We start from the raw sequence: 4,875 nt of genomic DNA on the forward strand, positions 1-4,875 counted from the left end.
TTAAAAATGCTAAGTATCAACCAAGCCAACGTACAAAAAGCAACCAATACGAAACAGCACAATTACAAAGCAAGAAGGCGGGCCAAAGGTGAAAAAGATATTTTGTTGTGGGTGCCTGAAATCTGGGTTGAACAATTTAGGGCTTTAGCGGCGTTTTGTTGTGAAAACCCTGAATATTATCCAATGATGTGCAGAAGCGTAAAAAGCGGGAAGTTTGCAAAAGGGGCTGATTATTGAATGAATTCATACTATTCAAATCAATTAGCCCCAATAAAAAACGGCGAAGCGCTAACAGTGATTTAGTGATAGTCCACCTTCGGAACACCGTCTAGTTCTTCTAGCTTTTCCACTGGAATTTCATCCGAAGTGAAAGCTAAGTATCTAGCGCGGTCGCACAAGGTGTTTGCACTGTATAAATGTTGTCTATCCTCGCCTTTACTTCCCCATTGTTCTAGCAGGAACCTTGCGGATTGAACACATTGGTAAGCGTGAGCTTTTTTAAGGCTGTTTGGCATGATGTAGATGATTTTTTCAAGTAAGTCTACGCGCTTAAATGCGCGCTGCATCTGCGCATCACCAAATCGAGACTTGTATATATCATCCAAGTTCCTAAATGCTTTGTAGGGGAATACAATGCTGGTGAGTATTATCAAATTATCTAAATTTAAGAATACATTTCTCATAGTCCAAAGCCACCACGCATTATCAATATGATTATTCGGTAGTGCAGAAGAATTCAGAGAAACAATATTTCTGTCTATATGCACGGCAACATGAAGAAAAGCCTCAACTAAAAGCAAGGCAATTGCTAGCTTAGTGGGCCAGTGAAAAGCATATTTTCTGATTTGATGGTCGAGTGCAATCGTTGCAGCTATAAAAATACTAGCACCAGCCCAATACAAATAGTAAACCTCGACGATATTCTCTTGTGGTACAACTACTTGAGAATAAATGATCTTTGATACGCTAAAGGTTACTACTAGCACAAGCGATAGGTGAATAATTGGCTTATACTCTTTTCTTAGGTAGAGATTGTATAAACTAGCTAATAGGAAACATACAATCCAAATATTATCTGTTAAAAAGCCAAGAGCGTAGTCAACCATTATTTTTCTCTTAGTAAAGTCGGTGCTACTACTCCAATCACCGAAAAAGCATTAATTAAAAATATTGTTTTAGTTAGCTTCGTCACAAAATACGCTGGTAGAAAATGAATAGCTGAAATAGCAAATATAATAACTAATTCAGCTTCCCCACACCGTTAATTTGGATCAACACCGGGAGGATCACCAGTACCCGGACCAAGTGGAACAGGATTTTGAGACTCACAAAATATCCAAAAACAAAAACCGTTTGATGCCTCTAATGTTGTTTCATTTTTTGTTTCGCCAGCATTAGCAAAACAGGAAACCACCATGAGAGCCATATACGATAGAAATCGTGCTAATTTCATATACTTTTCCTCTTAAGACGTCCTGCACCGGATTGGCACAAGCTAATCAGGTAAAGATAGTAACCTATATTGCCTTTTAAGCAAAAAAGCGGATGAAATAAACCCGTATAACTACCAAGAGTCACTTTTATTCACTTCACATCTACATAAATAATTTAGATGCATAACAAAAGCGCCATATTGATTTTTACAAAGCCTTTTAACGACCATGCAAAACAGGTAAGAATAGTATCCGATATGATATTTAATCACAAGAAAATAAATTTCTTATGATTTTTTATTCAGTGGCACCAAACAAAAACTCTTCTAAAGTCATGCCTTTAAGACCAGCTTTCGCAACCAACAGAACGAGAAAATCTAAATTGTAATTACCACGATTCACGTAATTGATGAACCTTTGTAGTTCGTTGTGGGTTTCCGGTGGTTTTTCATACAGCACTTCATAAAAGGTTTTGTAACCTCCGTGAATATCCTTGAGTCGTTTAACGTGTAGACGCGGTAAATCGTGATTAGCGCTCAATGAATCTGCTCCGAAAATGAAAGGCAAAACTATATGCAATGCTAACCAAGAGATCAAAAAAATTCTTGCCAATAAATTCCATATGATTTAAATATAAATCTTTAAAGATTTATTTAATAGCGGACAAGAGTGAATTTATGAACATGTTGAGCTTTTCAGAAATTTTTCCAATAAGAGGTTCAGATTTACGACACCTTCGCAACATGGGCGGGTTAACGACCATGCAAATGGCTGCGGCAGCAGGCGTAAAAACCCGTAAGACCTATGAAAATTGGGAAAAGGATATGAGTACACCAAATGTGAATCAGTTCTTTTCTATGCTTCGTGCGTGTGGTTTTGATACGGATAACATTGACTTCTTCCATACGATGAAAGAACACAGAAAACGAGCAGCAAAGCAACTACGGGGGCCGGATGGAAAGAAGGTTAGTGCAAAAAGCTAAATCATGAAAAGTACGTGGTTTGTGATAGAAGGTTTCAGGGTGATAAAGCTGCTATAACAGCCTGAATTAAAGCCTATCTCAATCCCCTTCAAAACATGATAATTACAAAGCAAGAAGACGGGCCAAGGGCGAAAAAGATATTTTGTTGTGGGTGCCTGAAATCTGGGTTGAACAATTTAGGGCTTTAGCGGCGTTTTGTTGTGAAAAGGTTAAACCCAAACTGCTTTTAACGATATTAAGATTAGAGAATAGTTTGAAACTGCCTCAGCTTAGAAACAAAACTTGGTAGCTTTTGTTTTTGGAGACAAGACAAAAATTCTTCTGCGCTCATTTGTGGATTCTTTAAACTATGCCTTTGATTCTGAGCTGCGGCTATACATGCACTGGCATCTAATTCGAACATATCACATAGGAATTCATCTGGGTGAATAGTTGACAACTCTAATTGCCTTAGCTCATCTTTAGGGAAATCTTTTAAATTGAAAGTAATAATGGATTCTGCTTGACCTTTAATCGCTGCTGCAACCACATGTCTATCATCGCTATCAGGTAAAGTAAGGCCATTAATTAAAGGCTCATAGCCTTCTATCAAACAATCTGGAACACTTTTATCCATAAGTTCCCTCGTGCGCTTAAGCTTTACAGGGTCCAAATTGGGGTTGTTTTTAATTAAGTTTCCAATCCATTCATCATGAATTTTATTCGTCCAACGTGCTCTGTAAAGTCCGGTGCAAGCTAAATACAGCAAGTAACTGCGCAGCGGGGCTGGATACATAACACATGCATCAAGGATTACCGTATATGTTGACATTAATAACCCATACCCATTTCCTGATCTAACGCAGACAAATCAGCAAGGGCTGCAAGACTTTCTTCTTCAAGCTGTTTTTTATGCTTCATTACATCAGCAAAAGCAATTTTTCGGCGGTTCCCAGAACGGGTATAAGGAATAACACCAGAATTAAGAAGCTTAATAAACGTTGGGCGAGATACGTTTAATAGGTCAGCCCCTTCTTGTGTTGTCAGCTCCGCATGAATAGGAGTGATGCTAACAGAATTGCCTTGCCCTAAATGAGTTAAGACATCAACCATTAAACTTAACGCACTTGCAGGAATAGTGACTTCGTGCGTTTTACCATTCTTGTCGATAACGTTAATTGTTTGAGCTTCGCCGTTTGTTTCCATCACGGCGGACAGTTCTTGACTACCAAGCTTAGCCAATGCAATTTCTTCAGCACTTGGTAACTTTGTCGCTATGCTCATTTTGTTTTCTCTCTATTAAAAAGTATATCGCTGAAAGTTAACTACTCCCAAATTATCCGAAATATTCGAAAACCTGTCAATATTCGAATTATTCGAAAAACTGTTTTTACTTAAGTTAAGTATTAAACTCTATTTCTAAAAGCCCTTTGCTAATGCTCTCCATTTGTGTCTATTGACAACACCAGAGGCTAAACTCACAATACTCGGGTTCGCTAAATGCGAATCAGGATTGACACCCTGAAACTTACAAGAGCCGCAATAGACTTCGTTTTATTGCGGACGATCTACTATGGCAGATCGTATGGGGCACCTTCGGGTGGCCGTTTCTTGTAGGCGGTAGTGTCAACCCTGTATGGTCTGCCACCACTAGATTGACACCTAGAGTGGCGGTTATTTCAGACTACAAGAATGAAGACTATGCCAAATACAAATACCCTCATTGAAAACAAGCCCTACGAAACTATTAGTAATGCCGTAACAGTTCTAGAGTTCTTACGTGACTATCACAGCGAACCTACCTTTACTGAAAGATGCAATAGCAATATCGCAACTGTGTTGATACTCGATTGGATTAAAGATGCTTTATCGTTCGAAAGTGAACGAGTGGAAGAATTGGAAATTAAGTTAGGTGTCAATTAGCTTCACTCAAATATGGTGCGTGTGAGCAAGCTTTGGTGACTAATAACACAATAAAATCTAGATTATGACCGCCTATTTGGGGCCAAGTAATGCAGCCTTGTGCTTTTTCTAGATTCTATTCTATATCGCGGCAGCGGCTCATATAGCACTTTACAAAAGGCTTTAAGCCGTCTTGAATCTGGTTGAACGTTTCATCATGTGTTGTTGTGGTAACGCCTCACTTAGGGACAAATACACGTAGGCTATAATACGGAACAAAGTGACGGGAGCCTACGTGTAATTGTCCCGCTGACTTGGTTTGTTAGCTGCCACCTACTAGTAATGATAACGACACGAAATAACAGTAACCGCTGTATCATCCACGGCATATACCAAACGATTGGTATCATCTATTCTGCGAGACCAAAAACCTGAAAGATTTTCTTTAAGAGGTTCCGGTTTTCCAATCCCCGCAAATGGAGAGCGCTTAACATCGGCAATTAGCTTATTTATACGTTTCAAGGTTTTCTTGTCTTGAGTCTGCCAATACACGTAACTACTCCAAGCTTCATCAGTCC

The 4,875-nt window shown here is 39.0% G+C and carries 9 protein-coding genes; 3 read left to right on the forward strand and 6 right to left on the reverse strand.

Annotated elements, in window-relative coordinates; all coding sequences use genetic code 11:
• A partial coding sequence (locus HJG39_RS18770) for a hypothetical protein (RefSeq protein WP_268411887.1) occupies positions 1 to 237 on the forward strand: 237 nt, incomplete at its 5' end.
• 62 nt (positions 238 to 299) lie between these two features.
• On the opposite strand, the gene HJG39_RS18775 is transcribed toward HJG39_RS18770, so the two are convergent.
• The 3 genes from HJG39_RS18775 to HJG39_RS18785 form a co-directional block, all read right to left on the reverse strand.
• A complete protein-coding gene (locus HJG39_RS18775) occupies positions 300 to 1,106 on the reverse strand; it encodes a hypothetical protein (RefSeq protein ID WP_268411888.1) in 807 nt (268 codons plus the stop codon).
• Positions 1,107 to 1,261: 155 nt separating this feature from the next.
• Positions 1,262 to 1,453 (reverse strand): hypothetical protein, encoded by a 192-nt coding sequence (locus HJG39_RS18780; RefSeq protein WP_268411890.1) that lies wholly within the window; start codon positions 1,451 to 1,453, stop codon positions 1,262 to 1,264.
• 277 nt (positions 1,454 to 1,730) lie between these two features.
• Positions 1,731 to 1,973 (reverse strand): hypothetical protein, encoded by a 243-nt coding sequence (locus tag HJG39_RS18785; RefSeq protein WP_268411892.1) that lies wholly within the window; start codon positions 1,971 to 1,973, stop codon positions 1,731 to 1,733.
• A 137-nt stretch (positions 1,974 to 2,110) separates the two neighbouring features.
• On the opposite strand from HJG39_RS18785, the gene HJG39_RS18790 reads away from it, so the two are divergent.
• Positions 2,111 to 2,416 carry a helix-turn-helix transcriptional regulator gene (locus HJG39_RS18790; protein WP_268411894.1) on the forward strand — a complete coding sequence of 102 codons (306 nt, stop codon included), beginning with the start codon at positions 2,111 to 2,113 and terminating at the stop codon, positions 2,414 to 2,416.
• 241 nt (positions 2,417 to 2,657) lie between these two features.
• Here HJG39_RS18790 and HJG39_RS18795 read toward each other — a convergent pair whose 3' ends face one another.
• Both HJG39_RS18795 and HJG39_RS18800 read right to left on the reverse strand, forming a co-directional pair.
• Positions 2,658 to 3,032: a hypothetical protein gene (locus tag HJG39_RS18795; RefSeq protein WP_442781047.1), complete on the reverse strand. Its 375-nt coding sequence runs from the start codon at positions 3,030 to 3,032 to the stop codon at positions 2,658 to 2,660.
• Between the two features lie 194 nt (positions 3,033 to 3,226).
• Positions 3,227 to 3,679: a helix-turn-helix domain-containing protein gene (locus HJG39_RS18800; RefSeq protein WP_268411897.1), complete on the reverse strand. Its 453-nt coding sequence runs from the start codon at positions 3,677 to 3,679 to the stop codon at positions 3,227 to 3,229.
• A 417-nt stretch (positions 3,680 to 4,096) separates the two neighbouring features.
• Between HJG39_RS18800 and HJG39_RS18805 the strand changes: the two genes are divergently transcribed.
• On the forward strand, positions 4,097 to 4,318 hold the full coding sequence (locus tag HJG39_RS18805) for a hypothetical protein (protein WP_268411899.1): 222 nt from the start codon (positions 4,097 to 4,099) through the stop codon (positions 4,316 to 4,318).
• Between the two features lie 315 nt (positions 4,319 to 4,633).
• Here HJG39_RS18805 and HJG39_RS18810 read toward each other — a convergent pair.
• Positions 4,634 to 4,875 (reverse strand): Txe/YoeB family addiction module toxin (locus HJG39_RS18810; RefSeq protein ID WP_268411901.1); only part of this gene is annotated, 242 nt, incomplete at its 5' end.

This window comes from Alteromonas sp. a30 (assembly GCF_026788005.1).
Taxonomy (GTDB): domain Bacteria; phylum Pseudomonadota; class Gammaproteobacteria; order Enterobacterales; family Alteromonadaceae; genus Paraneptunicella.

Bases quoted from the DNA above. Each gene is read 5' to 3' on its own strand.
- HJG39_RS18775 (WP_268411888.1), bottom strand. From the start codon at position 1,106: ATGGTTGACTACGCTCTTGGCTTTTTAACAGATAATATTTGGATTGTA.
- HJG39_RS18780 (WP_268411890.1), bottom strand. From the start codon at position 1,453: ATGAAATTAGCACGATTTCTATCGTATATGGCTCTCATGGTGGTTTCC.
- HJG39_RS18790 (WP_268411894.1), top strand. From the start codon at position 2,111: ATGAACATGTTGAGCTTTTCAGAAATTTTTCCAATAAGAGGTTCAGAT.
- HJG39_RS18795 (WP_442781047.1), bottom strand. From the start codon at position 3,032: ATGGATAAAAGTGTTCCAGATTGTTTGATAGAAGGCTATGAGCCTTTA.
- HJG39_RS18800 (WP_268411897.1), bottom strand. From the start codon at position 3,679: ATGAGCATAGCGACAAAGTTACCAAGTGCTGAAGAAATTGCATTGGCT.
- HJG39_RS18805 (WP_268411899.1), top strand. From the start codon at position 4,097: ATGCCAAATACAAATACCCTCATTGAAAACAAGCCCTACGAAACTATT.